Origin of the sequence: Marmoricola sp. URHB0036 (assembly GCF_000426045.1) — a bacterium.
Taxonomy (GTDB): Bacteria; Actinomycetota; Actinomycetes; order Propionibacteriales; family Nocardioidaceae; genus Marmoricola.
On sequence record NZ_AUEP01000003.1, the window covers coordinates 107,244 to 132,665 of the forward strand.

Here is a 25,422-nt window from a genome sequence, read left to right on the forward strand (position 1 = left end):
ACACGGTGGGCCCGGGCAGACACAACCCATGCCGATGAGGGAGAATCCAGCACGTGATCTCCGCACCCGACTCCGTCGCCGTCGAGGCGGTCGACGCCGCCCGCGCCGCGCTCGTCGCCGAGGTGGGCGCCGACGTCGTCGGTGAGCACCTGTCCGTGGGGTCGGAGTCCGAGGGGGCCGCCACCCACCACTTCGGCTGCCTGCAGGCGGGATATCCCGGCTGGGTGTGGGGCGTGACGGTGGCCCATGCTGACGGTCAGGACGGCGTCACGATCGACGAGATCGTGCTGCTGCCCGGTGACGAGGCGATCACCGCACCCGAGTGGGTGCCGTGGCGCGACCGCATCCAGCCCGGTGACCTGTCACCCGGCGACCTGTTGCCCGCCGACGAGGACGACCCGCGACTCGTTCCGACGTACCTCGTCGGCCAGCGGCCCGACGACGACGAGGTGGAGGTCGTCGAGGAGGTCGGTCTCGGCCGGGCCCGGGTGCTCTCCATGGAGGGCCGCGACCTCGCCGCCCAACGGTGGTACGACGGTGACCAAGGTCCCGACGTCCCGCTCGCCCAGTCGGCTCCCGGCCGGTGCGGTGGCTGTGGCTTCCTGGTGCGTCTGGAAGGGCCCCTGTCCACGATGTTCGGGGTGTGCGCCAACGAGTACGCCAATGACGACGGCCGCGTGGTCGCGCTCGACCACGGCTGCGGCGCCCACTCCGAGGCCCAGCTGCGCAAGAAGCAGCTCCCGCCGCCCATGCCCGACCACGTCTTCGACACCGTCAGCCGGGACGACCTCGAGGAGTTCTAACCCGGTCGCGGGCCGACGACGTCGTAGGTCGCCGTCAGGAAGTCGCCGTTGCGCCCCAGCTCGACCAGCTTGAAGTCGTGTTGGCGGGGAAACAGCGGTCGTCCTGCGCCGAGCGTCACCGGCGCGATGGCCACGATCACCTGCTGCAGCCGGCCGATGTCGGCGAACTGACCGGCCAGGTCGCCGCCGCCGCAGACCCAGATGTCACGGTCACCGGCCGACTCGGCAATGGCTGCGTAGTGGTCCTCGACGGCGCCCGCGACGAACCGGACGTCGTGGTCGACCGGCTCGAAGTCGCGGTGGGTGAACACCCAGCAAGGCTGCTCGTAGGGCCAGGGCTCGCCGCTGCGCTCGAGGTGGTCACGGACCCACTGGTAGGTGGTGGCGCCCATGGTGATCGCACCGACGCCCTTGATGAACTCCTCGTAGCCGGCCGGCCCGCCCTCCTCGGTCTGCTGCTCGAAGAGCCAGTCGAGGGAGTCGTGCTCGTCGGCGAGGAAGCCGTCCAGCGTCATGGCTGTGAAGTAGAGCCCGCGAGTGGTTGCCATCGACGCAGTCTGCGTCCGACCACCGACAGGTCCGGTTCAGTCGGTGCCTTCCTGGCGACGCTTGCGGCGGCGTCGGCAGTGGTCCCACCCGACCAGGCCGAGACCGAAGCCGGCCACGCAGGTCCACAGCCACCACAGATGGCCGTCGTCCTCGAGGCGCCCGTAGAACGGGAGGAGCAGGACGAAGGCAATCGCCCAGAAGGCGGTGCCGACCTGCATGGTGCGGATTCCGTCGAGGTCCAGCGGCTCGACCGGGGCGACCACGTAGGTGCGGTTGCCGATCTCGTGCACCATCGGCTGGTCGTCCTCGGGAAGCATGCGCCAAATCTAACCTGCTCGAATTGACGCGCCTGTAACACCGGGCAGGCCGCGGTCTGGTTGGATCACGCGCGTGGACAAGTTCTTCAAGATCACCGAGCGTGGTTCGACCGTCGGGCGTGAGGTCCGCGGTGGGGTCGTCACCTTCTTCACGATGGCCTACATCATCGTGCTCAACCCGCTGATCCTCGGCTTCGCCAAGGACGTCGACGGGAAGTTCCTCGGCGGCGGGTCCGCGCCCAACCTCGCGATGATCGCGGCCGGTACGGCGCTGGTGGCCGGCGTCATGACGATCCTGATGGGCGTGGTGGCCAACTTCCCCCTGGCACTCGCGACCGGGCTTGGGCTGAACGCGTTCGTGGCGTTCTCGATTGCCACCCAGATGACCTGGGCCGACGCCATGGGGCTGATCGTGCTCGAGGGGATCGTGATCCTCGTGCTGGTGCTCACCGGCTTCCGGGAGGCGGTCTTCCACGCCGTACCCGCCCAGCTGAAGGTCGCCATCTCCGTCGGCATCGGCCTGTTCATCGCCCTGATCGGTTTCGTCGACGCGGGATTCGTACGCCGCATCCCCGATGCCGCCAACACCACGGTGCCGGTCCAGCTCGGGCCCAGCGGCAGCCTGCAGGGGTGGCCGGTCCTGGTGTTCTGCTTCGGCCTCGCGCTGGTGATCTCGCTCTGGGTGCTGCGCGTCAAGGGCGCCATCCTGATCTCGATCATCGTCACGACGGTGGTCGCGATGATCGTGGAGGCGATCGGCAGCTTCGGCGCCGGCGGCGCAAAGAACCCCACCGGCTGGGGCCTGACCGTGCCGAAGTTCCCCGACAAGATCTTCGACACCCCCGACTTCGGGACGCTCGGTGAGTTCAACCTGTTCGACTCGTTCGCCTCGGTCGGCGCCGTCGCCGCGATCCTGCTGATCTTCACGCTGATGCTGGCCGACTTCTTCGACACGATGGGAACGATGACCGCGATCGGCGCCGAGGCCGGGCTGCTGGACGCCGACGGCGCTCCGCCGAACACGCGGAGCATCCTGGTGGTCGACTCGCTCGCCGCCGTGGCCGGTGGTGCCGGCGGTGTCTCGTCGAACACCTCCTACATCGAGTCCGCGTCGGGCGTCGGTGAGGGTGCGCGCACCGGGCTGGCCTCGGTGGTGACCGGCGTGCTGTTCCTGTTCGCGATCTTCCTGGCTCCGCTGGTCGCAGTGATCCCGAGCGAGGCCGCCGTACCCGCCCTGGTGCTGGTCGGCTTCCTGATGATGCAGCAGGTCAAGGGCATCTCCTGGGACGACCTCGAGATCGCCATCCCGGCGTTCCTCACGATCGTGCTGATGCCGTTCACCTACTCGATCACGGTCGGCATCGGCGCCGGCTTCCTGAGCTACGTGCTGATCAAGGTCGTCAAGGGCAAGACCGGCGCCATCCACCCGCTCCTCTGGGTGATCAGCGTGCTGTTCATCGCGTACTTCGCGATCAACCCGCTGACCGACCTGCTCACGTAGCGGCGGCGGTTTCCCCGGCCGCCCGGGGAAACTGCCACCGGAAGGGCGAAACATCGCCCGCCCGCCTCCAGAACCACCCGCCAGCCTCCCCGAAATGTCCGGGTGGACCGTGCCCTTCGAAATACTTAGCCCGGGTAATGAGTTATGCTAAGCAACTATGACCCCCACCGTACAGATGGCCTCGCGCACCGACTCCGGGCTCGCCAGCGAGCTGCGGCTGTCGGTGATGCGGCTGTCGCGACGGCTGCGGGGCGAGCGCCAGCCTGACAACACCCTCAGCGTCGCTGCGCTGAGCGCGCTCGGAGTGCTGTTCCGCGAGGGCGAGTGCACCATCGGCACCTTGGCCGCCCACGAGCGCGTGCAGCCGCCGTCGATGACGCGCACCGTGAACTGCCTGGTCGAGGAGGGGTACGCCGCCCGCCGGCCGCATGCCAAGGACGGGCGCCAGGTGCTCGTCGACCTCACTGACATGGGCCGGGAGATCCTCCTGGCCGACCGGCGTCGCCGCGACGCCTGGCTCGCCCAGCGACTGCGCGAGCTGACCCCCGACGAACGTGCCCTCCTCCGTGAGGTCGCCCCGCTTCTCCAACGATTGGCCACCACTAGTTGAGTCCCACATTCCGCGCCCTGCAGAACCACAACTACCGCCTGTACGCCATGGGCGGTGTCGTGTCGAACACCGGCACCTGGATGCAGCGCGTGGCACAGGACTGGCTGGTCGTGCTGCTCGCCGTCAACGACGGGACTTCCCTGGGCATCACGACCGGTCTCCAGTTCCTGCCTGCCCTGCTCCTCTCGCCGTACGCCGGCCTGGTGGCCGACCGCGTCCCCAAGCTGCGACTCCTCCAGGTCACCCAGACGGTGATGGCGCTCACCGCCCTCCTGCTGGGTGTCCTCGCGATCACCGGCACCGTCGAGGTGTGGCACGTCTACGTGCTGGCCTTCGTCTTCGGCACCGGCTCCGCCTTCGACGCGCCGGCGCGGCAGAGCTTCGTCAGCGAGATGGTCGGACCCGACGACCTCAGCAATGCGGTCGGCCTCAACTCCGCGTCCTTCAACGCCGCCCGGTTGGCCGGCCCGGCCGTCGCTGGTCTGCTGATCGGCGCTTTCGGCGGCGGGGTCAGGGCCACGGGCTTCGTCATCCTGGTCAACGCGGTCAGCTACGTCGCCGTGGTCATCGCGCTTCGATCGATGACGGTCGCTGACCTCCAGGTCGTCGACCGGCAGCCGCGGCACAAGGGCCAGATCCGCGACGCGCTGCGCTACCTGCGCGGACGTCCCGACCTGTTGCTGATCATGAGCGTGGTGTTCTTCGCGGGCACCTTCGGGCTGAACTTCCAGATGACCTCGGCCCTGATGGCGACACACGTCTTCCACAAGGGCGCGACCGAGTACGGCCTGCTCGGATCGATCATGGCCATCGGTTCGCTGACCGGGGCACTGCTCGCGGCCCGTCGTACCCACATCCGGCTGCGACTCGTCGTGGGCGCCGCGCTCGTGTTCGGGGTGGTGGAGATCGCGGCCGGCCTGATGCCGACGTACCTCGCCTACGCGGCCATCGTGCCGCTGCTCGGCCTCACCGCCCTGACGATGATCACGGCCGCCAACACCACCATGCAGCTGGCCACGGCGCCGGGGCTGCGCGGTCGGGTGATGGCGCTCTACCTGATGGTGTTCATGGGCGGCACCCCTCTCGGGTCGCCGTTCATCGGCTGGCTCGGTGAGCAGTTCGGTGCCCGCTGGACACTGCTCGGCGGCGGCAGCCTGACGATCCTCGGAGTGCTCGCCTCGGTCGCCGTCTTCACCCGCGGACCGGGCATGCTCAAGCGCCGGGTGGTCACCCACGAGTCCGCCATGGAGGAGCCCGTAGGCTCGGCTGCATGAACCCCCGGTGCCGGCGACTCGTGATCCCGGTCGCCCTCGGTGGGTTGATCCTCATCGTCGTGATCGCCGCCCTGGTCAAGTAGGGGTCCGGCATGGCCGAACCACTTCTGCGGGCCCTGTCCCGACTGCGCAGCGAGATCCTCGACGACGAGCACCTCGTCCGCGCGCTCGCGTCGGGGCGTCGCCGCGGTCAGCCGGAGCCCCGCTGGCGCCGCATCGAGCTGAGGTACGTCGACCTCAAGGCCGGTCGCCACCTCCAGCTCACGGCGTACGACGACACCCAGGCCCACGTCTCCAACCATGCCGACCCTCGCGAGGTGCTCGACGACCTGCTCGAGGAGCCGTTCGCCAACTGGCACGTCGAGACCTCCACCGCGACCCATCAGCTGCGGGTGACCAAGAAGGGTCAGGCCCTGCTGCACACGGCCGAGCGGAAGGCGCCGGTCGCCGCGCGGCGCAGCCACGACCAGGCCAAGGAGCGGCTGCTGCCCGAGGACCACCCGGCCCTGGTCGCGCTCGGCATCTCCGACGCCCAGGGGCGGGTCAAGCCGTCGCGGCAGGGGAAGTACCGGCAGGTCGAGGAGTTCCTCCGCGCCCTCTCGGTCGCCATCGACGACGCGCAGCGCACGGGCAAGCTGCGTACCCCCACCGCCGAGGACCCGCTGCGGGTGGTCGATCTCGGCTGCGGCAACGCCTACCTCACCTTCGCCGCGCACGCCTGGCTGCACGAGCAGCTTCCGGTGCGGCTGGTCGGGGTCGACGTCAAGGAGCAGTCGCGTCGCCACAACACCGAGGTCGCCGAGCGGCTGGGCGTCGCCGACGAGCTCAGCTTCGTCGCAGCCGGCATCCGCGAGGCCGTCCTGGAGGAGCGACCGGACGTCGTGCTCGCCCTGCACGCGTGCGACACCGCGACCGACGATGCCCTGCTGCGTGCGGTCGACTGGGAGGCCGACCTGGTCCTAGCAGCCCCGTGCTGCCATCACGATATTTCCGCACAATTACGCAGAGTTCCGACACCGGTGGGCTACACCAGTTTGACCCGAGACGGGATTTTGCGGGAGAGATTGGCCGACACGTTGACCGACGCCCTGCGCGCGGCCATCCTGCGTCTGGTTGGTTACCGCGTGGACGTCGTCGAATTCGTCGACAGCGCGCACACGCCACGCAACACCTTGTTGCGTGCGGTGCGCACCGGCTCTTCCCCCCGGGAGCTGGATCGCGCGGAGTACGACGAGCTGGTGTCGACCTGGCACCTGCACCCGCAGCTGGCGGAGCTGCTGGAAAGGGGGGATCCGCAGTGAAGTGGCGCCCACGACATGCTTGGGCCACCGTCAGCCTGCTCGCGAGCCTGTGCTTCACGCCGCTCGCCGCAGGTGCAGCGGTCACCCCTGGAGTCGTGCCGCTCCGCGACGCCCGGATCAACGAGGCGAGTGCCCTGGTCGACCTCGGCTCGATCTGGGTGACCAGCAACGACTCCGGTGACAGCGGCCGCTTGTTCGTGATCAGCCCACGGAGCGGCCGGACCATCGGACTGGTCCGCTTCCGCACCAAGGTGGTCGACGTCGAGGCGCTCGCGCCTGCGGGCCCCAGTGCGGTCTGGGTGGGCGACATCGGCGACAACGACAACAAGCGCCGCTCGATCCAGGTGTTCCGGGTGACGGTCGGCCCCGATCTCATCGACGTCACACCGCGCCGCTACACGCTCGTCTACCCCAAGGGGCAGCACCCCAACGCCGAGTCGATGTTCGTCGACCGTGAGGGCCGGCTGCACGTCATCACCAAGAACATCGGCGGTGGCGTCGTCTACCGCGCGCCGGCCCCGCTGAGCAGCACCAAGCCCAACCGCTTGCAGGCGGTCGGCCGCGTCGCCGAGTACGCCACCGACGCTGCCCGCTCCCGCGACGGGCGACACCTGATCGTGCGTGGTCCCGAGTTCGCCGGGGTCTACACCCTGCCCGGGTTGCAGCGGGTGGGGGCCATCCGGCTGCCGCTCCAGCCCCAGGGCGAGGGCATCGCGGTCGGCCCGACCGGCAAGATCCGGGTCGACAGCGAGGGGGTGCACAGCGCCGTCCGCGAGGTCGCCCTGCCGCCGGCCCTGCTCAAGGTCTTCGACCCCGCGCTCGCACCGCCGCCGCCCACCGCGTCCCCCAGCCCCAGCCCCAGCGCCAGTCCCAGCCCGTCGCCGACCCCCTCACCCACGCCGGCGAGCAGCGGCTCCGACTCCTCGTCCAGCGGCACCATCGGGTCGATCGACCCGCCTTGGCTGATGTGGACCATCCCGGCCGTGATCGGCGTCGGTGCTCTCGGCATCGGCCTCGGACTCAGGAGAAGAGCCGAATGAGGCTGACCGCCGTACAGGGAGACATCACCGTCCAGGACGTCGACGCCGTGGTCAACGCGGCCAACCGGGCGATGCGCGGTGGTGGTGGCGTCGACGGCGCCATCCACCGTGCCGGTGGGCCGGAGATCCTCGCGGACAGCAAGCGGCGCTTCCCGCACGGCCTCGCCACCGGTCAGGCCGGGTGGACCACCGCCGGGGCCATGGCTGCGCAGTGGGTGATCCACGTGGTCGGCCCCAACTTCACGGCGGGGGAACGCGACCGGTCGCTGCTCACCTCCTGCTACAGCAACGCGTTGGCGGTCGCCGACGAGCTCGGCGCTCGCACGATCGCCTTCCCGCTCGTGTCGGCCGGCATCTACGGCTGGCCCAAGGACGACGCCGTCGCCGCCGCCGTCGAGACACTCTCCTCGACCGCCACTCAGGTCGAGGAGGCCCGCATCGTGGCCTTCGACGCCGCGACGTACGAGCTGGTCAGCGCGGCGCTCTAACCGGTCGGGGGATCGGCGCGCTCGTCGGCCTCGTGGCCCGGTGTGAGGTGCTGGACCTGCGAGAGGCGCAGCGGCGTGAAGCCGCCGCTGGTCGTCGCCTCGAGGCACTCCGTGGTGACGCACACGTGGTCGCCGCCCTCGTCCAGCAAGGCCACCCGGGTGAGCACCATCCGGTGCGGGCACCGCTCGAGCAGGGGTACGCCGTCGACACCGTCGAGGACATCGATGTCCGCGAACTTGTCGACGTCCTCGCCGGTCAGGGTGCCGAAGTGCTCGGCCACGTCGAGGTCGTCCTCGGTGAGGAAGTGCACGGCGAGATGGGTGGAACGCAGCGCCACCCGGTAGGTGTGGTTGGCCTTGGACAGCCACAGGCAGTAGCGCTCCGGCTCGATGGCCGACTGGGCGTGGAAGCCGACCAGGCACCCCGCCCGCTCACCCGCGACAGCGGTGGTGACGACCGCCATCGGCCCGTCCAGCGAGGCCATCAGTGAGTCGAAGGCGTCAGTCATCGCGGTCCACCTCGTAACGCAGGAACAGGGTGTCGTCCTCGCCCAGGACGTGTCGCAGCGAGAAGCCGGTGAGCGGCGCCCCGGGTGGGAAAACGGCGACGGGGAGCGGGTCTCCGCCCATCATGGGCGAGATGGTCAGGCACAGCTCGTCGACGTGGCCGGCGACGACCAGCTCGCCCAGCAGGCTCGGCCCGCCCTCGCACAGCACCCGCTGCTGTCCGCGGGCCGCCAGCTGTCGGAACAGGTCGTCGGGCTGCACCGACTCCTCGCCCGCCACGAGCACCTCTGCGACCTCGCGGGCCCGGGCCAGCCGTGGGGCCGGAGCGTCGGCGCAGGTCACCACGATGGTGCGACTCTCGGGTGCAGCGTCGGCGAAGGCGCGTGAGTCCCAGTCGAGGTCGAGCGACCGCGAGACGACCGCCAGCGGCGGGGCCGGGGTCAGTCCCCGGGCCACGCGCGTCGCGCTGCGCTCCTCGCTGAGGCGGATCGGCCCGTAGCCCTCCTCGCGCACGGTGCGCGCCCCGACCAGCACGACGTCGGCGAGGGTGCGCATGTCCGCGAACAGCGCCTTGTCCGGCGCGGTCGAGAGGGCGCCGACGCGGCCCCCGACGGCGGCGCATCCGTCCAGCCCGGCGACCATGTGGGCCGTCACCCAGCACCGTCCCTCGGCCGGCGTACGGTCGACGGCGGCGTACGGCGCCAAGGCGTCCTCGACCTCGGTCCCGAGCTCGAGGAATCGCATGGGGGACCTAGGCCTGGAGCTGCTCGACGACGTAGTCGACGCACGCGGTGAGCGCCTCGACGTCGGCCGGGTCGATCGCGGGGTACATCGCGATCCGCAGCTGGTTGCGGCCGAGCTTGCGGTAGGGCTCGGTGTCGACGACCCCGTTGGCCCGCAGGATGGCCGCCACGGCGTCGGCATCGATCGCCTCGTCGAAGTCGATGGTGCCGATCACCAGCGAACGGTGCGCCGGATCGGCGACGTACGGCGTGGTGTACGACGTGCGCTCGGCCCAGCCGTAGAGCGCCTCGGAGGAGGCGGTGGTGCGCTTGACCATCGCCTCGAGGCCGCCCTGGCCGTTCATCCAGTCCAGCTGCTCGGCCATCAGGAACAGGGTGGCGATCGAGGGGGTGTTGTAGGTCTGGTTCTTGCGCGAGTTGTCGATGGCGGTCGGCAGGTCGAAGAAGGCCGGGATCCAGCGGTCGCCGGCCGCGATCGACTCGGCGCGCTCCAGCGCCTTCGGCGACATCAGCGCCAGCCACAGCCCACCGTCGGAGGCGAACGACTTCTGCGGGGCGAAGTAGTAGGCGTCGGTCTGGCTGACGTCGACGGGCAGGCCGCCGGCACCGGACGTCGCGTCGATCAGCACCAACGAGTCGTCGGAGCCATTCCTTCTGTCCGGGCGCTGCACCGGCGCCATCACGGCGGTCGAGGTCTCGTTGTGCGCCCACGCGTAGACGTCGATGCCGTCCTCGGCCTGCGGCGTCGGCAGCGAGCCGGGCTCGCTCTTGATCACGCTCGGGTCGGCCAGGAACGGAGCCTCGGTCGCCGCCTTCGCGAACTTCGAGGAGAACTCGCCGAAGCTCAGGTGCTGGCTCTTCTCGCGGATCAGTCCGAAGGTCGCGATGTCCCAGAAGGACGTGGCACCGCCGTTGCCGAGCACCACCTCGTAGCCGTCCGGCAGGTTGAACAGCGCGCCGAGTCCCTCGCGCACCCGGCCGACCAGGTTGCGCACCGGCGCCTGGCGGTGGGAGGTGCCCATCAGCGAGGTGCCGGTGGCGGCGAGGGCGTCGAGCGCGCCGGCCGGGATCTTGGACGGTCCGGCTCCGAATCGGCCGTCGGCGGGCAGGAGGTCCTCGGGGATCGCGATGTCGGTCACGGTGCCTATTGTGTCAGCCATGGTGGGGGTGTCCGGATGGCGGATCGAGCGACTCCCGATCACGCACCCCGACGCGGCGCTGCTCGTCGAGGAGGTGCAGGGGGAGTACGTCGCTCGCTACGGCGGTCGCGACGAGACGCCGATCGACCCGACGTACTTCGAGGAGCCCAATGGCGCCTTCTTCGTCGGCTACCTCGACGGCCGCCCGGTGGCCACGGGTGCCTGGCGGCGGCGTACGGACGTGCTGGTCGAGGGCACCTCGCTGACGGCCGAGGTCAAGCGGATGTACGTCGTGCCGCGGGCTCGCGGACTCTCCCTGGCCCGCGCGATGCTGGCCCACCTCGAGGACACCGCTCGCGAGTCGGGAGCTGAGGTGATGGTGCTCGAGACCGGACTGCGCCAGCCCGAGGCGATCGCCCTCTACGAGTCGGCGGGCTACCAGCCGATCGCCGGGTTCGGCTACTACAAGGACGCCCCGCTGTCACGGTGCCTGGCGCGCAGCCTGCTGCTCCCGGCTCAGGAGTCGAGGTCCTGAGGGCTCGGCGCCCGCCAGACCAGGGTGTGCTCCTGGTCGCTCTTCAGCCGCTCGACCGAGTTGTTGTGCCGTGGTTTCGCCCGGCGGCCCCATGCGTCGTTGCCGACCCAGGGCGGCAGCCCGAACGGCAGGTCGAGCGGCGGGATCGCCTGGTAGTCGGACTCCTTGAAGGTGGAGCCGTAGTTGGCACCACCCTGGGTGCCGTCAGGGTCGGCCGCCACAGCTGCGCGCAGGTCCGGGATCGCCGTACGCCACTCCTCGAGCAGTGACTCGGTGTCGTGGCTGGAGGGGTGCGGCACCTTGAAGGTCGGCACGTCCGGCTTGCTGTCCCACAGGTCCAGGGCGAGGTGGGCGTTGGTGCCGAAGGCCACGATCGCCTCCAGGTCGGGCCCGGTGACCAGGTCGTAGAAGCGGTTGCGCCAGCGCAGCTGGTCGGGGTCGCTCAGCAGGGGCTGGGCCTTGCTCACCTTGCCGGGGTGGACCGCCACCGGGAAGGCGTTGACCAGGACATAGCTGCGGGTCAGCCCCACCTTCTCCAGGAAGCCCTGCACGCGCTGGCCGGCGTCGCCCACCAGGGTGCGTCCGACGACGCGCTCGGTGGGGCCGGGGTCGGAGGCGATGCCGAGGAAGCGTGCCCTCCCGGTCAGCCGTCCCCGGTAGAACACGGGGCCCCAGTCGTACCAGAACAACGACCGGAGCTCCGGCGCAATGTCGGGCAGATCGGCGAAGTGCTGCGCCAGTGCTGCCGGCGGGCCTTTGTCGAAGGCGACCATGGCGACCTCCCGGGAGGGTTCCGGCCCACCTTGCTCCTCGCTTCGGTCCTTGTCGAGGGTGGTCCGGTCCGGGCCGCCCAGACCTTGTCGAGGCCGTCCGGTGCGAGTAGGACGGGGTGATCGGGAAGGGGCAGCCATGGCCAGCAAGGACGATCCGTTCACCACGGCCTACCTCGCGGGGATGCCGGACACGCTCGAGGGCACTGGGCCGGTCCGCCCCCGGCCGCGGACATTGCCGCGCGAGGCGATCGCGCTCGGGGGCCAGGTGATCACCCCGGACGGCGTACGCAAGGGATGGGTGCGGATCGAGGGCGGCACCGTCGCCGCCATCACCACCCGCAAGCCCACGACCGCGCTGGCGATCCAGACCGACGGCGTGATCATGCCCGGGATGCTCGACCTGCACGGCCACCCGGAGTTCAACGTCTTCGCGCCGTGGGAGCCGCCGAAGAGCTACGTCAACCGCTACTCCTGGCGGGCCAGCAAGCCCTACCAGGACCTCGTGCGCACACCGCAGAACGACCTGCTCACCCAGCTGCCGAAGGGCGTCCAGCTCAGGTACGCCGAGATCCGGGCCCTCGTCGGCGGCGTGACCGCGATCCAGGGTGCCAGCATCGTGACCCAGAAGGGCTCGCACGAGTCGATGGTGCGCAACGTCGACGGGATGATCTTCGGCGAGCACCGGGCGCGCGCGGCCATCGACCTGCCGACCAGCCTCACCGGGCGTGGCGGGCCGGAGTTCCAGAACGTGCTCGACGCGATCACGGCCGGCGAGGTCGATGCGCACTACCTTCACCTGGCGGAGGGGATGCGCGACAACGAACGCTCGCAGAAGGAGTTCGACCTGCTCGCCGACACCCTCAAGGGGTTGACCAAGGCGACGGTGATCATCCACGGCACCGCGCTGAGCCGCGACCAGCTCGGCCAGGCCGCCGACGCCGGCGCGAGGCTGGTGTGGTCACCGCAGTCCAACCTGCGCCTCTACGGCGAGACGACGCGAGCAGGCGATGCCCTCGACGTCGGGCTGCCGATGGCGCTCGGCGCCGACTGGTTGCCGTCGGGTTCGATGAGCCTGCTCGGCGAGATGAAGGTCGCGCGGCAGCAGCTCGTCGAGCAGGACCACCCGATCACCGCCGAGGACCTCGTCACGATGGTCACCTCGGGCGCGGCCGAGGTCGCGGCGCTCGGCGGCAAGCTCGGCTCGCTCGAGGTCGGCCGGGTGGCCGACCTCGTGGTGATGGCCCGCCAGGACGACGACGCCTACGAGTCGGTGTGCGAGTCGACCCCGGCCGACGTCGAGCTGGTGATGATCGGCGGCGACGTCGCCTACGGCCGCGCCGACTGGGTCACCCAGCTCGCCGCCGATGCCGCGGACCCCGACCTCGAACCGGTCCTCGCCTGGGGCCGGTCGATGCTGCTGGACACCAGCTTCGAGGTCGTCCCGGGAGGAGACCCCACCCCGCGGCTCTCCTCGATCCGGTCGTCGCTCACCAAGATCTACCCGCCGGTCGGACCCATCTGGGCCTGACCCCTCTTCTCCTAAATGCGGACATATCGGTCAGATTTTGCCTACCCTCGTGCCACCGACGGAGGGGACCACCGATGCTGCACGCCACGAGGCGACTCCTGCTGCCACTGCTCGCGGCGGTGGCCTGCCTGCTGCTGGTCGGCACGGCCCGGGCGGAGACGACTCCGGTGGAGCCGTATGCGTCCTACCAGCCCCAGACCGCGTGCGCACCGAAGGCCAAGCCCGGGACCGTGGCGCTGGGGCACTGGCTGGTCAGGACCTACGGCGGTGGCTTCGGCCGGATCTCCGAGACCTGCAGGGGCAGGTCGGTCTCCGAGCACAAGGAGGGGCGCGCCTTCGACTGGTCGCTGAACGCCCTGAAGACCGGTGACCGGACCCGTGCGCAGCGCTTCCTGCGGGCAGCGTTCGCGACCGGTCCGTCCGGCGAGCCGGCCGAGCTGGCCCGTCGGATGGGGATCATGTACGTGATCTGGAACGACCACATCTATGCGTCGTACGACCAGTTCCGCGTGCGGGCCTACCGCAGCTCGAGCTGCAAGACGCTCGCGACGTGCTCGAATACGCTGCGACACCGCGACCACATGCACATCTCGCTGATCCGGCCGGGCGGTGCCGGTCGGACGAGCTGGTACGTCGGCCGGGTGCCCGCCGCGCGCGTGCGTCAGGCGACGGGCTCTTCGGAGGCGTCGGTGTCGCCCCAGGCATCGTTCCAGCCCTCGATGTCGCTGGCCGGTCGCTCGCCGGGTCCGACGTAGATGGCCGACGGGCGGATCAGTCGACCGGTCGTCTTCTGCTCCAGGATGTGGGCCGACCAGCCGCCGGTGCGGGCGCAGGTGAACATCGAGGTGAACATGTTGGCGGGGACCTCGGCGAAGTCGAGCACGATCGCTGCCCAGAACTCCACGTTGGTCTCGAGCACGCGGTCGGGACGACGCTCCTTGAGCTCGGCGAGCGCGGCCTTCTCGAGCTGCTCGGCCACCTCGTAGCGCGGGGCGTTCAGCTCCTTCGCCGTGCGACGCAGGACGCGGGCGCGCGGGTCCTCGGCGCGGTAGACGCGGTGCCCGAAGCCCATCAGCCGCTCGCCGTCGTCGAGCAGCTTCTTGACGTAGGCCTCGGCGTCGCCGCTCTTCTCGACGTCCTCGATCATGCCGAGGACGCGCGAGGGGGCGCCGCCGTGGAGCGGGCCGCTCATCGCGCCGATGGCGCCGGAGAACGCGGCGGCCACGTCGGCGCCGGTGGAGGTGATGACGCGGGCGGTGAAGGTGGAGGCGTTCATGCCGTGCTCGGCGGCCGAGCTCCAGTAGGCGTCGATCGCCTTGACGTGGGCCGGGTCGGCCTCTCCGCGCCAGCGGATCAGGAACTTCTCGGCGAGCGTGCCGCCCTTGTCGACCTCGCTCTGCGGTACGACGTTCTTGCCGAGGCCGCGTGCGGACTGGGCGGCGTACGACAGCACCATCACGGCGACGCGGGACAGGTCGAGGCGGGCCTGCTCGTCGGAGATGTCGTAGGTCTGACCCATCCCGAGCATCGGCGCGAGCATCGCGACGGAGGCCTGGACGTCGGCGCGGACGTCGCCGGTGTGGATCGCGATGTTGTAGGGCTCGGCCGGCGGGAGGCCGGGCTCGTACTTCCCGTCGACCAGCAGTCCCCAGACCTTCTCGAAGGGGATCCGCCCGACGATGTCCTCGATGTCGACGCCGCGGTAGCGGAGGGCGGACCCTTCCTTGTCGGGTTCGGCGATCTGTGTCTCGAACGCGACGACGCCTTCGAGCCCGTGATGTACCTCAGTCATGAGGGGCATTCTGCACTGTGGGCCTTGATCGGGATACACCGCGTTCACGCAAGTAGGTTGAGTCTCATGTCGTCCACACCCGACCCTGACGCGCTCGCCGCACTTCGTCGCGAGTACGGCGACGCCGGTCTCGACGACCCGGACCTCAGCGCCGATCCGGTCGCGATGTTCCGCCGCTGGATGCACGACACGGTGGTGGCCGGCCTGCACGAGCCCAACGCCATGGTGGTCTCCACCGTCTCCGCGCAGGGCCGTCCGTCGTCGCGGATGGTGCTGCTCAAGGGGATCGACGAGCGCGGCTTCGTCTTCTACTCCAACTACGACTCGCGCAAGGGCCAGGAGCTCGCGGGCAACCCGCACGTCGCGCTGCTCTTCCCGTGGCACGACCTGCAGCGCCAGGTCCGGGTCGAGGGCCGCGCCGAGCAGGTCCGGGAGGAGGAGAGTGCGGCGTACTTCGGCACCCGGCCGCGCGCCTCCCAGCTCGGCGCCTGGGCATCCCCCCAGTCGAACGAGGTGCCGACACGAGACGAGCTCGAGGAGCGGTACGCCGAGATGGAGGCACGCTTCGGGTCCGGCGACGTGCCCCTCCCGCCGAACTGGGGCGGCTACCGGGTCCACCCGGAGGTCGTCGAGTTCTGGCAGGGCCGCCGTGGCCGGATGCACGACCGGCTCGTCTACCGGCGTACGGGGGAGGGCTGGGAGACGGTGCGGCTGGCGCCGTAGGGCCGTCGGTTTCCCCGGGCACCCGGGGAAACCGGAGCCGGGCGGCCGATACTTCGGCCCCCCGCCTCCAGTTCTGCCCGCCAGCCCTGTCCGTTGTGTCCTCGGATCACGATAAAACAGGTTGTGAGTGAGTACTCACTCACTTATGCTGTACGACGTGTCTCCTCGTGCCACCTCCATGTCGCCGGACGACCGTCGCAAGGCGATCGTCACGGCGCTCGTCCCGCTGCTCGTCGAGCGCGGGGGAGAGGTGACCACCCGCGAGATCGCGCAGGCGGCCGGCATTGCTGAGGGCACGATCTTCCGGGTCTTCCCCGACAAGAAGAGCCTGCTGATGGCCGCGGCGGAGGAGGCAATCAACCCCGCCGGCGGCCAGGAGCTGTTCGACAAGGCGATGGCCGACGTCACCGACCTGCGCGACCAGATCGTGCTCGCCGCGCAGCGGGTGCTCGACCGGATGCTGCTGACCATGTCGGTGATGGTGGCTGTGCGCCCGCACCTGATCCAGGCCTTCCACGAGGACCCCGACAGCAAGAAGCACATGGGCCCGCCCGCGTTCGTGCTCAAGGCGCAGGAAGACCTCCACCTCCGGCTGACAGGGGTCTTCGAGCCCCACCGCGACGAGCTCGCAGTGGAGCCCGAGGTCGCAGCCACCGCCCTGCGCAGCCTGATCTTCGGCGCGAGCCGACCCGAGCTCGGGATGAAGGCCGTGCTCACTGCTGACCAGATCGCCGACATCGTTCTCGGCGGGGTCCTGAGGAGGGATTCCTAGTGCTACTCAAACTGCTGAAGGAGCGGCTCAAGCCCTACAAGAACCTGCTGGCCGCCGTGGTGGTCTTCCAGTTCATCGGCGTGGTCGCGATGCTCTACCTGCCCAGCCTCAACGCCGACATCATCGACAAGGGCGTGGCCGTCGGCGACACCAGCTACATCATCCGCACCGGCGCGATGATGCTCGGCGTCACGCTGCTGCAGGTCGTCTGCTCGGTCAGCGCCGTCTGGTTCGGGGCGCGTACGTCGATGAGCCTCGGTCGTGACCTCCGCACGGCACTGTTCCAACGGGTCGGCACCTTCTCGACCCGCGAGGTGCAGGAGTTCGGCGCGCCCTCGCTCATCACCCGCGGCACCAACGACGTCACGCAGGTGCAGATGCTCGTGCTGATGGCCTGCACCATCGCGGTGTCCGCGCCGATCATGATGGTCGGCGGCGTCTTCATGGCACTGCGCGAGGACTTCGGGCTCGGCTGGATCCTGGCCATCGTGGTGCCGGCGCTGTTCCTCAGCGTCGGCCTGGTGGTCAGCCAGATGGTGCCGAACTTCCGCAAGATGCAGGCCCGCATCGACGAGGTCAACCGCGTGCTCCGCGAGCAGATCACCGGCATCAGGGTGGTGCGGGCGTTCGTGCGCGAGCGCCACGAGGCCGGCCGATTCGGGCACGCCAACGACGAGCTGACCGACGTCGCCGTGCGCGCCGGCCGGTGGCTCGCGACGATGTTCCCGCTGGTGATGCTGGTGGTGAACGTGTCCAGCGTCGCGGTCATCTGGTTCGGCGGACACCGCGTCGACAACGGGCAGATGCAGATCGGCGCGCTGACGGCGTTCCTCTCCTACCTGATGCAGATCCTCATGTCGGTGATGATGGCGACCTTCATGCTGATGATGGTGCCGCGGGCCTCGGTCTGCGGCGACCGCATCACCGAGGTGCTGGACACGCACACCTCGGTGCCTCCGCCGGAGGATCCCGAGCTCCCCGACCCCGAGCGCCGCGGATGGCTCGACCTCGAGGACGTCACCTTCTCCTACCCGGGCGCCGAGTCGCCCGTGCTCAGCGACGTCACCTTCTCTGCGCGTCCCGGTCAGACGGTGGCCGTGATCGGGTCGACCGGTGCCGGCAAGTCGACCCTGGTCAACCTGGTCCCGCGGCTGTTCGACGCCACCACTGGTGTCGTGAGCGTGGGCGGTTCCGACGTACGCCGGGTCGAGCCGGAGGCGCTCTGGGCCCAGATCGGGCTGGTGCCTCAGAAGGCGTACCTGTTCTCCGGCACGATCCGCAGCAACCTCCTGCACGGCAAGCCCGACGCCACCGAGGACGAGATCTGGGCGGCCCTGGAGACCGCCCAGGCGCGCGACTTCGTCGAGGCGCTGGCCGACGGGTTGGACGCTTCGGTCAACCAGGGCGGCACCAACTTCTCCGGCGGCCAGCGCCAGCGCCTCGCCATCGCGCGCGCCCTGATCCGGAGGCCGGGGATCTACCTGTTCGACGACTCGTTCTCGGCCCTCGACCTGGCCACCGACGCCCGGCTGCGGGCGGCGCTGCGGCCGATCACGACCGACGCGACGACGATCATCGTGGCGCAGCGGGTGACCACGATCATGGATGCTGACCTGATCCTGGTCCTCGAGGACGGCCGGGTCGTCGGCCGCGGCACCCACCAGGAGCTGCTCGAGGACTGCACCACCTACCAGGAGATCGTCACCTCCCAGATGACCGCGGAGGAGGCGGCATGAGCGAGGACACCGACACCACTCGCACCCCGCCGGCCACCGGCGCGGTCAAGGACAAGCAGGCCGGCTTCCAGGCCACCGAACGCATCGAGGCGCCCCAGGGCGGTCCCGGTCGCGGCCCGATGGGCGGCGGCATGGTCGGGCAGAAGGCGATGACCTTCGGTCCGTCGGCCAAACGGCTGATCGCCCGGATGCGGCCCGACCGCGCCAAGGCGTTCATGGTCGTCGTCCTCGGTGTCTCCAGCGTGGGGCTGATGTCGATCGGGCCGCGCATCCTCGGGCACGCGACCGACCTCGTCTTCTCGGGCCTGTTCAGCCGCAGCATCCCGGCCGGCGTCACGCAGGCGGAGTTCGTGGAGGACCTGCGTGCGCGTGGCGACGACACCCTCGCCGGCATGCTCGCCCACATGGATCACGTCGTCCCCGGCCAGGGCGTCGACTTCTCGGCCGTCGGCGACGTGCTGATGATGGTGCTGCTCGTGTACGCCGCCGCCGCCGTACTCGGCTGGTTGCAGGGCATGGTGCTCAACCGCGTCGTGCAGAACACCGTCTACCGGATGCGCCAGGACGTCGAGGACAAGATCAACCGACTGCCGCTGAACTACTTCGACCGCTCACCGCGCGGCGAGCTGCTCAGCCGGGTCACCAACGACATCGACAACGTCAGCACGACGCTGCAGCAGACGATGAGCCAGCTGATGACCTCGCTGCTGACCGTGGTCGCGGTGCTCGCGATGATGTTCTGGATCTCGCCGCTGCTCGCGCTCGTGGCGCTGATCTCGGTGCCGGTCTCGCTGTTCGTGACGCGGGCGATCATGAAGCGCTCGCAGGGGCAGTTCGTGGCCCAGTGGCGTCGTACCGGACAGCTCAACGGCCACATCGAGGAGGCATTCTCGGGGCACGCGCTGGTCAAGGTGTTCGGCCGCCAGCAGGAGGTCGAGCAGACCTTCGCCGAGCACAACGAGGAGCTGTACAAGGTCAGCTTCGGCGCCCAGTTCGTCTCCGGGCTGATCATGCCGGCGATGATGTTCATCGGGAACGTCAACTACGTGGCGATCGCCGTCATCGGCGGCCTCCGGGTGGCCTCGGGCTCGCTGTCCCTCGGCGACGTCCAGGCCTTCATCCAGTACACCCGCCAGTTCACCCAACCGTTGACCACGGTGGCCTCGATGATGAACCTGCTGCAGTCCGGTGTCGCGTCGGCGGAGCGGGTCTTCGAGCTGCTGGACGCCGACGAGGAGCCGGCCGACCTGGGCGGCGTACCCGCCGCGGTGGAGGACCGTCGTGGCGAGGTCGCCTTCGAGCACGTCGCGTTCTCCTACAGCCCCGAGGTCACGCTGATCGAGGACCTCTCGCTGGTGGCGCGACCCGGCCAGACGGTCGCCATCGTCGGCCCGACCGGTGCCGGCAAGACCACGCTGGTCAACCTGGTGATGCGGTTCTACGACGTCGACGCCGGCCGGATCACCCTCGACGGGGTCGACATCGCCACCATGCCGCGCAAGGACCTCCGCGGCCAGATCGGGATGGTGCTCCAGGACACTTGGCTGTTCGAGGGGACCATCCGCGACAACATCGCCTACGGGCGGCCGGATGCCACCGAGGAGCAGATCATGGAGGCGGCGCAGGCCACCTTCGTGGACCGGTTCGTGCACTCGCTGCCGGACGGCTACGACACGGTGATCGACGAGGAGGGCTCGAACCTGTCCGCGGGTGAGCGCCAGCTGGTCACGATCGCGCGGGCCTTCCTGACCGACCCGGCCTTGCTGATCCTCGACGAGGCGACCTCGTCGGTGGACACCCGCACCGAGCTGCTCGTGCAGCATGCGATGGCGGCGCTGCGGACCGACCGCACGTCGTTCGTGATCGCCCACCGGCTCTCCACGATCCGCGACGCCGACCTGATCCTGGTGATGGAGGACGGCGCGATCGTCGAGCAGGGCACCCACGACGAGCTGCTCGCCGCCGACGGCGCCTACGCCCGCCTCTACAACGCCCAGTTCACGGCGGCGGCTGTCGGCTGACGCCCCGGCCCGTCGCTCAGGAGCTCTCGCTCTCGCCACTGCCGTAGTCGGCGTCGTCCTCGGTCAGGGGAGCGGTGTCGGGGTCGCCCTCGCGGTCGGCGCCGATCTGGTCGTCCTCCTGGCCGGTCTGGCCGGGGTGGCGGGCCAGCGGGTTGTCGTCGGTCGGCTGGAGGTCCTCCGGCAGCTGGTCGTCGCCGACGTCACCCGGCGCTCCGGAGTCCAGCTCCTGCTGGGAGTCCTCGTGCTGGTCCTCGGAGGAGTCGCTCTGGTCGGGTTCCGGCTGCTGGTCACTCATGTGACCTTCGTACCCATCCCTGTCCTGCCAAAAACGATTGAGTCGCGCCCTCCCGCGGCCTACCGTGGTCGCACACGGGAAAGGAGGTGGTCCAAAGAATGAGTTCTTCTAGGACGCGTGAGGTGGCTGCCCGCTAGCAGCTCACCGGCCAGCCGTGTGAGCGAGCTGGTGAATTTCAAGCAGTCACCCGACCCGCAGGTGATCCGGAAACGTCCCCGGAGAGGCTCTCGAGCCACACCTGCGGGTCGCTGCTTTGTAGGGTGTCCACGTGGCGGACGACGAGACGATGCGCGCACTCGAGCACGAGATGGGTGTGCTCGTACGACGCATCCGTCGACTGATCGCCGAACGAGCCCGGATGGTGCACCCGGACCTGTCCCCGGTCGCCTACTCGATGCTGATGGCGCTCAACGACTCCGGGCCCCGTCGGGCCAGCGATCTCGTCGACATCTTCTCCATCGACAAGGGCGCCGTGAGTCGTCAGGTGGGCGCCCTGCTCGACCTCGGGCTGATCGAGCGTTCCCCCGACCCGGAGGACCGCCGGGCGGCCATCCTCGCGATCACCGAGGAGGGCAGCCGCCGGCTCGGCACCATCGCCGAGATGCGCCGCCGCGAGGTGCTGGAGCGGTTGTCGGGGTGGAGTGACGAGGACCTGCAGGCGTTCGTCGACGTGATGGCCCGCTACAACAACGCGCTGGAGCGCTAGGCGTCAGTTGAACAGCGCCGGGTCGACCGCGACCCAGGTGTGCTCGGCCCGACCGACGATGCGGCCGTCGGCGTCGTGCAGGGTCGAGGCCGTGAACGTCTTGCGCCCCTCCGAGCCGCGTCGCTCGCCCATCACCACGTGTTCCTCGCCCAGCACCGGCAGCGCGTCGACGATCGCGGTCATCCGGCCGAGCACCATCAGCCGCTCGGTGATGTCGCCGGCCCAGCCGCCCACGCAGTCGAGTGCGGACCAGGTCGCGGCCAGACAGGCTCGCGGCGAGGGGTCGTCGTACTCGTGGAAGTCGGCCGCCAGGGTCCGGTCCGGGATCCACGGCGCCGCCAACCGGGTCTCGTCACTGACGGGCGGCACCAGGCCGGGGAAGATGCGCAGGCCGTCCTCGCGCTCGGTGCCGCAGGAGAAGCACTGGGGGAACGGGTGCGAGCGATGGCCGGGGTACGACGGGCTCGCCGCCACCGCCTCGTCCCACGAGACGCCCTCGACCGGTTCGATCTCGCGGTCGGTGGGCTCGGCCTGCGCCACGAGTGCGCCGCCGAAGGTGAGCGTGAGTCCTCCGTCCACCTGGTTGACGTGCATCGTCGAGTCCAGGGGTGGGGGCTGCCGCAGCGTCACGGACACCGCCCGTCCGAGGGTGTCGCCGAGCTCGTGGGCCAGCGCGCCCGCGACGTAGCCACCGTTGCCCGACTTCGCCGGGCCGCAGTACCGAGCCTGCACGAGGAGCGTGTCCTTCATCCTCCACAGACTACGGCGCGTCGACCGGGATCCCTTCGGGCTCCTCGGTCTCCGCGGCGACCGGTTGCCGAACAGGCTCGGGGAAGGCGAACGAGCCGATGACCGTGATCGCCAGCCAGCAGACCGCCAGACAGACCGCCCAGCGCTCCAGCGCCACCTCGACCGTCATGGTGCCCTGCTGGAGCATCCACAGGACGGGGGAGGAGATCAGCACGCTGGCACCGAGGGCGGTGCCGAGACGACCGCTCATCGGGCCACCGCGAGCGGCTCATGGGCGACCACGCCGACCGAGGCGATCTGGCCGGTGCCGACCAGCTCGGAGTAGGACAGGACCGGTACCCGCGCCATGGTCGGACGCAGGAAGCGGCGCAGTGACGCGCGGATCTGCGGTGCGCACACCACGACCGGGTGGGTGTTGGAGTTCTGGGCCTCGCGGACCAGGTGGTCGACCTGGGTCAGCACCCGCTGCGCGGTGTCCGGGTCGAGGGCGATGATCATCCCGGCTTCGGTCTGGCGCTGGGCCTCGAGCATCTGCTGCTCGAGGCGCGGGTCGAAGCTGATCACGTGCACGGTGTTGCCGCTGGTGTGCTGGGCCACGATCGCCGGGCCGAGCGCCATCCGGGCGCTCTCGACCAGGGTGTCGACGTCCTTGGTGACGGCGGCACGCAGCGAGATCGCCTCGAAGATGCGCACCAGGTCGCGGATCGAGATGCCCTCGTCGAGCAGGGACTGCAGCACGCGCTGCACCTCCCCGAGGCTGAGCTGGGTGGGCGTGAGCTCCTCGACGACGACCGGGTGGGTGCGCTTGACCACGTCGGTCAGAAGCCGGACGTCCTCGCGACCGAGGAGGCGGGCGGCATGCTGGTTGACGACCTCGGCGAGGTGGGTGGTGATCACCGAGGTGCGGTCGACCACGGTGGCGCCACTGAGCTCGGCCTGGCTGCGCAGCTCCTGGGCGATCCACTTCGCATCGAGACCGAAGACGGGCTCGCGGGTCGGCGTACCGGGGAGCGAGCCGAGGTACTCACCGATGGCCAGCACCTGGCCGCGCGGCGCCTCACCACGCGCCACCTCGACGCCGAACAGCTTGATCGCGTAGGTCTGGGCCGGCAGCTCGAGGCTGTCGCGGGTGCGCAGCGGCGGGATGACGATGCCGATGTCGGAGGCGATCTTGCGGCGCAGCGCCTTGACCCGGTTGAGCAGGTCGCCGCCGCTGGCCGGGTCGACCAGGTCGACGATGTCGGCGGACAGGTCGAGGGCGAGCGGGTCGATCTGGATCTCCTGGGCCAGGTCCTCCGGCGTCTCGTTCTCGCTCGCCGTGAGCGCCAGGGCGTTCTCCGGCTCGGCCTCGTTGCCCTCCGGGGACTCCGCCCGCGTCGACGCGAGCAGCATCAGGCCGCCGGCGATGATGAACGGGAGCTTGGGCAGGCCCGGGATGAGGCACAGCGCGAGGCCACCGAAGCCGGCGACCCGCAGCGGCATCTGCCGGGCCATCACCTGGCGGACGATGTCGGAGCCCATGTCGTCCTCGCCCGTGTTGCGCGTGACGATCAGGCCGGTGGCGACCGAGAGGAGCAGCGCCGGGATCTGGGAGACGAGGCCGTCGCCGACCGAGAGCAGGCTGTAGGTGTTGATCGCGTCGCTGAAGGACATGCCGTTCTGGGCGACCCCGACGGCGAAGCCGCCGATCAGGTTGACCAGCGTGATGATGATGGCCGCGATCGCGTCGCCCTTGACGAACTTCGAGGCACCGTCCATCGCGCCGTAGAAGTCGGCCTCGGCGTGCACCTCGCGCCGGCGCTTGCGGGCCTCGTCCTCGTCGATCAGGCCGGAGTTCAGGTCGGCGTCGATGGCCATCTGCTTGCCGGGCATCGCGTCGAGGGTGAACCGGGCGCCGACCTCGGCCACGCGGCCCGCACCGTTGGTGATGACGACGAACTGGATGACGAGCAGGATCGCGAACACGATCAGCCCGACGATCAGCGACCCACCGACCACGAAGTGGCCGAAGGTGTCGATCACCTTGCCGGCGAAGCCGTCGAGGAGCACGAGCCGGGTGGCGCTGACGTTGAGGGCGAGGCGGAACAGGGTCATCACCAGGATGACGGCCGGGAAGGCGGCGAAGTCGAGGGGGCGGTGCACGAACATCGCGGTGAGGAGGATCAACAGCGCGCCGACGATGTTGAGCGCGATCAGCAGGTCGAGCACGATGGCCGGCAGCGGGACGACCAGCATCACCACGATGAAGACGATGCCGACGGGAACGCCGAGCTTGGTCAGAAGCTTGGGGGGCACGGACGAACCTTTCGGGGAAGCAGAGTCCTCTGCGCCCTCCTGGCGCCGCAGTGCGCCCTCCTGGCGACGAGTGTCCTATCGGCCGGCTGCGACGGGAGCTGAGGGAATCCGGCGACGACGTCCGATGGCGGGTACGTCGGGCAGCTGGCTCTCCTGCCGGGGGGAGCGGTGCTCGCCGCCGTGCTGTCCAGCCGTGCGCCGGCTGATCACGAACGCCAGCACCGTCGCGACGGCCGCGAACAGCTCGCTCGGGATGGTCTGGCCGACGTTGGTCGAGGAGTACAGCGACCGGGCGAGCGGGATGTCGCGGACCAGCGGGACCCGCTCCTCGGCTGCCCGCTCCCTGATCTTGGCGGCGATGGCTCCGGCACCGCGGGCCACGACGCGGGGGGCACCGAGCTCCGACTCGTAGCGCAGGGCCACCGCGACGTGCGTCGGGTTGACGAGGACCACGTCGGCGGTCGCGACGTCGGCGATCATCCGGTTGCGCGAGGCGGCGAGCTGGCGGGCCCTGATCGCGCCCTTGAGCATCGGGTCGCCCTCGCTCTGCTTGTGCTCCTGCTTGACCTCTTCCTTGCTCATCCGGGTCTGCTTGCCGACGCGCCGGCGCTGCATCGCGTAGTCGGCGGCCGCCAGCGCCAGACCGGCGAGCGCGATGTTGCGCATCAGTCCCAACGCGCTGTGGGAGAGCTGCTGGATCGTCGCCTGGATCGGCACCATGCCGCCGACGAGGGGCATCAGGCCGCGGATGGCGCCGTACACCAGGAGCCCGACGAGGCTGCTCTTGAGCAGCATCTTCACCCCCTCCCAGCCCGCCTGCGGGCCGAAGATGCGCTTGGCGCCCTTGATCGGGTTCAGCTTGGCCGCGCTCGGCTTGACCGACTTGGTGGCCAGCACGAAGCCGCCCTGTGCCAGCGCCGAGGCGACCCCGATGACCATCACCGTCGCGCCCATGGCCAGCAGCACGATGAAGACGTGCTTGGCGGCGTCGCCGAGGAAGGTGAGCGCGACCGCCGTCGTGGGGTGCTCGGTCAGCGTCAGGCTGCGCTGGAACAGCGCCCACACGGAGTGGAACTCGTGCTTGAGCAGGACGGGCATGGCCATGCCGAAGACGAGCACGGAGGCCCAGCCGCCGAGCTCCTGGGTCCGGGCGACCTGTCCCTCCTTGCGGCTCTCCTTGCGCCGCTTGGCGGTGGGCTTCTCGGTCTTCTCGCCGCTCACCGG

Annotated in this window: 27 protein-coding genes; 15 read left to right on the forward strand and 12 right to left on the reverse strand. The window is 69.9% G+C overall.

Annotation, left to right across the window (positions count from 1 at the left end; genetic code table 11):
• Nucleotides 1-53 precede the first annotated feature (53 nt).
• The gene (locus H976_RS0100480; protein ID WP_027859923.1) at nucleotides 54-803 is read left to right on the forward strand and encodes a DUF3027 domain-containing protein; all 750 of its coding nucleotides are present in this window, start codon (nucleotides 54-56) and stop codon (nucleotides 801-803) included.
• Here H976_RS0100480 and H976_RS0100485 read toward each other — a convergent pair.
• Together H976_RS0100485 and H976_RS0100490 are read right to left on the reverse strand one after the other, a co-directional pair.
• Entirely contained in the window at nucleotides 800-1,351 is a 552-nt protein-coding gene (locus H976_RS0100485) for a dihydrofolate reductase family protein (protein WP_027859924.1), read from the reverse strand. The two genes, H976_RS0100480 and H976_RS0100485, sit on opposite strands and share 4 nt — an antisense overlap.
• Nucleotides 1,352-1,387: 36 nt before the next feature.
• Entirely contained in the window at nucleotides 1,388-1,669 is a 282-nt protein-coding gene (locus tag H976_RS0100490; RefSeq protein WP_231388751.1) for a DUF2530 domain-containing protein, read from the reverse strand.
• 64 nt (nucleotides 1,670-1,733) lie between these two features.
• Between H976_RS0100490 and H976_RS0100495 the strand changes: the two genes are divergently transcribed.
• The 6 genes from H976_RS0100495 (at nucleotide 1,734) to H976_RS0100525 (ending at nucleotide 7,883) form a co-directional block, all read left to right on the forward strand.
• A complete protein-coding gene (locus tag H976_RS0100495) occupies nucleotides 1,734-3,170 on the forward strand; it encodes an NCS2 family permease (RefSeq protein ID WP_027859926.1) in 1,437 nt (478 codons plus the stop codon).
• Between the two features lie 157 nt (nucleotides 3,171-3,327).
• Nucleotides 3,328-3,780, forward strand: a complete 453-nt coding sequence (locus H976_RS0100500) for a MarR family winged helix-turn-helix transcriptional regulator (protein ID WP_231388752.1) — start codon at nucleotides 3,328-3,330, stop codon at nucleotides 3,778-3,780.
• The gene (locus H976_RS23785; protein ID WP_081682560.1) at nucleotides 3,777-5,054 is read left to right on the forward strand and encodes an MFS transporter; all 1,278 of its coding nucleotides are present in this window, start codon (nucleotides 3,777-3,779) and stop codon (nucleotides 5,052-5,054) included. Before H976_RS0100500 ends, H976_RS23785 begins: the two co-directional genes overlap by 4 nt.
• A gap of 92 nt (nucleotides 5,055-5,146) precedes the next feature.
• Complete coding sequence (locus H976_RS0100515; protein ID WP_027859928.1) at nucleotides 5,147-6,355, forward strand: SAM-dependent methyltransferase; 1,209 nt, start codon at nucleotides 5,147-5,149, stop codon at nucleotides 6,353-6,355.
• Complete coding sequence (locus tag H976_RS0100520) at nucleotides 6,352-7,395, forward strand: hypothetical protein (protein WP_155917853.1); 1,044 nt, start codon at nucleotides 6,352-6,354, stop codon at nucleotides 7,393-7,395. Before H976_RS0100515 ends, H976_RS0100520 begins: the two co-directional genes overlap by 4 nt.
• The gene (locus tag H976_RS0100525; RefSeq protein WP_036223866.1) at nucleotides 7,392-7,883 is read left to right on the forward strand and encodes an O-acetyl-ADP-ribose deacetylase; all 492 of its coding nucleotides are present in this window, start codon (nucleotides 7,392-7,394) and stop codon (nucleotides 7,881-7,883) included. Before H976_RS0100520 ends, H976_RS0100525 begins: the two co-directional genes overlap by 4 nt.
• On the opposite strand, the gene H976_RS0100530 is transcribed toward H976_RS0100525, so the two are convergent.
• Genes H976_RS0100530 through serC form a run of 3 tightly spaced genes read right to left on the reverse strand, consistent with a single transcriptional unit; the run spans nucleotide 7,880 to nucleotide 10,293 of the window.
• Nucleotides 7,880-8,392 carry a flavin reductase family protein gene (locus tag H976_RS0100530; RefSeq protein WP_027859931.1) on the reverse strand — a complete coding sequence of 171 codons (513 nt, stop codon included), beginning with the start codon at nucleotides 8,390-8,392 and terminating at the stop codon, nucleotides 7,880-7,882. The two genes, H976_RS0100525 and H976_RS0100530, sit on opposite strands and share 4 nt — an antisense overlap.
• Nucleotides 8,385-9,134 carry a pyrimidine reductase family protein gene (locus H976_RS23790; protein WP_036223869.1) on the reverse strand — a complete coding sequence of 250 codons (750 nt, stop codon included), beginning with the start codon at nucleotides 9,132-9,134 and terminating at the stop codon, nucleotides 8,385-8,387. The genes H976_RS0100530 and H976_RS23790 overlap by 8 nt, the downstream gene beginning before the upstream one ends.
• Before the next feature lie 7 nt (nucleotides 9,135-9,141).
• The gene (serC, locus tag H976_RS0100540; RefSeq protein ID WP_369758985.1) at nucleotides 9,142-10,293 is read right to left on the reverse strand and encodes a phosphoserine transaminase; all 1,152 of its coding nucleotides are present in this window, start codon (nucleotides 10,291-10,293) and stop codon (nucleotides 9,142-9,144) included.
• Here serC and H976_RS0100545 point away from each other — a divergent pair.
• Nucleotides 10,292-10,807 (forward strand): GNAT family N-acetyltransferase, encoded by a 516-nt coding sequence (locus H976_RS0100545; protein ID WP_051275856.1) that lies wholly within the window; start codon nucleotides 10,292-10,294, stop codon nucleotides 10,805-10,807. The genes serC and H976_RS0100545 overlap by 2 nt on opposite strands.
• On the opposite strand, the gene H976_RS28360 is transcribed toward H976_RS0100545, so the two are convergent.
• Nucleotides 10,789-11,580: a hypothetical protein gene (locus tag H976_RS28360; RefSeq protein ID WP_051275858.1), complete on the reverse strand. Its 792-nt coding sequence runs from the start codon at nucleotides 11,578-11,580 to the stop codon at nucleotides 10,789-10,791. The two genes, H976_RS0100545 and H976_RS28360, sit on opposite strands and share 19 nt — an antisense overlap.
• A 136-nt stretch (nucleotides 11,581-11,716) precedes the next feature.
• On the opposite strand from H976_RS28360, the gene H976_RS23800 reads away from it, so the two are divergent.
• On the forward strand, nucleotides 11,717-13,108 hold the full coding sequence (locus H976_RS23800; protein WP_036223872.1) for an amidohydrolase family protein: 1,392 nt from the start codon (nucleotides 11,717-11,719) through the stop codon (nucleotides 13,106-13,108).
• A 74-nt stretch (nucleotides 13,109-13,182) separates the two neighbouring features.
• On the forward strand, nucleotides 13,183-13,863 hold the full coding sequence (locus tag H976_RS0100560; protein ID WP_027859934.1) for a hypothetical protein: 681 nt from the start codon (nucleotides 13,183-13,185) through the stop codon (nucleotides 13,861-13,863).
• Here H976_RS0100560 and H976_RS0100565 read toward each other — a convergent pair.
• Nucleotides 13,770-14,900 carry a citrate synthase 2 gene (locus H976_RS0100565; RefSeq protein ID WP_027859935.1) on the reverse strand — a complete coding sequence of 377 codons (1,131 nt, stop codon included), beginning with the start codon at nucleotides 14,898-14,900 and terminating at the stop codon, nucleotides 13,770-13,772. The genes H976_RS0100560 and H976_RS0100565 overlap by 94 nt on opposite strands.
• Nucleotides 14,901-14,966: 66 nt before the next feature.
• On the opposite strand from H976_RS0100565, the gene pdxH reads away from it, so the two are divergent.
• The 4 genes from pdxH to H976_RS0100585 all read left to right on the forward strand — a co-directional run bounded on the left by pdxH (nucleotide 14,967) and on the right by H976_RS0100585 (nucleotide 20,152).
• Nucleotides 14,967-15,623: a pyridoxamine 5'-phosphate oxidase gene (gene pdxH / locus H976_RS0100570; protein ID WP_027859936.1), complete on the forward strand. Its 657-nt coding sequence runs from the start codon at nucleotides 14,967-14,969 to the stop codon at nucleotides 15,621-15,623.
• Nucleotides 15,624-15,780: 157 nt separating this feature from the next.
• Nucleotides 15,781-16,395 carry a TetR/AcrR family transcriptional regulator gene (locus H976_RS28365; RefSeq protein ID WP_196803906.1) on the forward strand — a complete coding sequence of 205 codons (615 nt, stop codon included), beginning with the start codon at nucleotides 15,781-15,783 and terminating at the stop codon, nucleotides 16,393-16,395.
• A complete protein-coding gene (locus H976_RS0100580; protein ID WP_027859937.1) occupies nucleotides 16,395-18,131 on the forward strand; it encodes an ABC transporter ATP-binding protein in 1,737 nt (578 codons plus the stop codon). The genes H976_RS28365 and H976_RS0100580 overlap by 1 nt, the downstream gene beginning before the upstream one ends.
• Complete coding sequence (locus tag H976_RS0100585; protein WP_027859938.1) at nucleotides 18,128-20,152, forward strand: ABC transporter ATP-binding protein; 2,025 nt, start codon at nucleotides 18,128-18,130, stop codon at nucleotides 20,150-20,152. Before H976_RS0100580 ends, H976_RS0100585 begins: the two co-directional genes overlap by 4 nt.
• A 16-nt stretch (nucleotides 20,153-20,168) precedes the next feature.
• On the opposite strand, the gene H976_RS0100590 is transcribed toward H976_RS0100585, so the two are convergent.
• A complete protein-coding gene (locus H976_RS0100590) occupies nucleotides 20,169-20,447 on the reverse strand; it encodes a hypothetical protein (RefSeq protein ID WP_027859939.1) in 279 nt (92 codons plus the stop codon).
• 268 nt (nucleotides 20,448-20,715) lie between these two features.
• On the opposite strand from H976_RS0100590, the gene H976_RS0100595 reads away from it, so the two are divergent.
• Entirely contained in the window at nucleotides 20,716-21,153 is a 438-nt protein-coding gene (locus H976_RS0100595) for a MarR family winged helix-turn-helix transcriptional regulator (protein ID WP_027859940.1), read from the forward strand.
• Between the two features lie 3 nt (nucleotides 21,154-21,156).
• On the opposite strand, the gene H976_RS0100600 is transcribed toward H976_RS0100595, so the two are convergent.
• The 4 genes from H976_RS0100600 to H976_RS0100615 form a co-directional block, all read right to left on the reverse strand.
• The gene (locus H976_RS0100600; protein ID WP_051275862.1) at nucleotides 21,157-21,903 is read right to left on the reverse strand and encodes a hypothetical protein; all 747 of its coding nucleotides are present in this window, start codon (nucleotides 21,901-21,903) and stop codon (nucleotides 21,157-21,159) included.
• Nucleotides 21,904-21,913: 10 nt separating this feature from the next.
• Nucleotides 21,914-22,153, reverse strand: coding sequence for a hypothetical protein (locus tag H976_RS0100605; RefSeq protein ID WP_027859942.1), 240 nt, complete (start codon nucleotides 22,151-22,153; stop codon nucleotides 21,914-21,916).
• The gene (gene flhA / locus H976_RS0100610; RefSeq protein ID WP_027859943.1) at nucleotides 22,150-24,198 is read right to left on the reverse strand and encodes a flagellar biosynthesis protein FlhA; all 2,049 of its coding nucleotides are present in this window, start codon (nucleotides 24,196-24,198) and stop codon (nucleotides 22,150-22,152) included. Before flhA ends, H976_RS0100605 begins: the two co-directional genes overlap by 4 nt.
• A gap of 75 nt (nucleotides 24,199-24,273) precedes the next feature.
• Nucleotides 24,274-25,419 (reverse strand): flagellar biosynthesis protein FlhB, encoded by a 1,146-nt coding sequence (locus H976_RS0100615; RefSeq protein ID WP_027859944.1) that lies wholly within the window; start codon nucleotides 25,417-25,419, stop codon nucleotides 24,274-24,276.
• Nucleotides 25,420-25,422 lie beyond the last annotated feature (3 nt).

Excerpts from the sequence above, each read along its gene's own strand:
- H976_RS0100485 (WP_027859924.1), bottom strand. The coding sequence starts at position 1,351 with ATGGCAACCACTCGCGGGCTCTACTTCACAGCCATGACGCTGGACGGC.
- H976_RS0100490 (WP_231388751.1), bottom strand. The coding sequence starts at position 1,669 with ATGCTTCCCGAGGACGACCAGCCGATGGTGCACGAGATCGGCAACCGC.
- H976_RS0100500 (WP_231388752.1), top strand. The coding sequence starts at position 3,328 with ATGACCCCCACCGTACAGATGGCCTCGCGCACCGACTCCGGGCTCGCC.
- H976_RS0100515 (WP_027859928.1), top strand. The coding sequence starts at position 5,147 with ATGGCCGAACCACTTCTGCGGGCCCTGTCCCGACTGCGCAGCGAGATC.
- H976_RS0100525 (WP_036223866.1), top strand. The coding sequence starts at position 7,392 with ATGAGGCTGACCGCCGTACAGGGAGACATCACCGTCCAGGACGTCGAC.
- H976_RS0100530 (WP_027859931.1), bottom strand. The coding sequence starts at position 8,392 with ATGACTGACGCCTTCGACTCACTGATGGCCTCGCTGGACGGGCCGATG.
- H976_RS23790 (WP_036223869.1), bottom strand. The coding sequence starts at position 9,134 with ATGCGATTCCTCGAGCTCGGGACCGAGGTCGAGGACGCCTTGGCGCCG.
- H976_RS0100545 (WP_051275856.1), top strand. The coding sequence starts at position 10,292 with ATGGTGGGGGTGTCCGGATGGCGGATCGAGCGACTCCCGATCACGCAC.
- serC (WP_369758985.1), bottom strand. The coding sequence starts at position 10,293 with ATGGCTGACACAATAGGCACCGTGACCGACATCGCGATCCCCGAGGAC.
- H976_RS28360 (WP_051275858.1), bottom strand. The coding sequence starts at position 11,580 with ATGGTCGCCTTCGACAAAGGCCCGCCGGCAGCACTGGCGCAGCACTTC.
- H976_RS23800 (WP_036223872.1), top strand. The coding sequence starts at position 11,717 with ATGGCCAGCAAGGACGATCCGTTCACCACGGCCTACCTCGCGGGGATG.
- H976_RS0100560 (WP_027859934.1), top strand. The coding sequence starts at position 13,183 with ATGCTGCACGCCACGAGGCGACTCCTGCTGCCACTGCTCGCGGCGGTG.
- H976_RS0100565 (WP_027859935.1), bottom strand. The coding sequence starts at position 14,900 with ATGACTGAGGTACATCACGGGCTCGAAGGCGTCGTCGCGTTCGAGACA.
- pdxH (WP_027859936.1), top strand. The coding sequence starts at position 14,967 with ATGTCGTCCACACCCGACCCTGACGCGCTCGCCGCACTTCGTCGCGAG.
- H976_RS0100585 (WP_027859938.1), top strand. The coding sequence starts at position 18,128 with ATGAGCGAGGACACCGACACCACTCGCACCCCGCCGGCCACCGGCGCG.
- H976_RS0100590 (WP_027859939.1), bottom strand. The coding sequence starts at position 20,447 with ATGAGTGACCAGCAGCCGGAACCCGACCAGAGCGACTCCTCCGAGGAC.
- H976_RS0100600 (WP_051275862.1), bottom strand. The coding sequence starts at position 21,903 with ATGAAGGACACGCTCCTCGTGCAGGCTCGGTACTGCGGCCCGGCGAAG.
- H976_RS0100605 (WP_027859942.1), bottom strand. The coding sequence starts at position 22,153 with ATGAGCGGTCGTCTCGGCACCGCCCTCGGTGCCAGCGTGCTGATCTCC.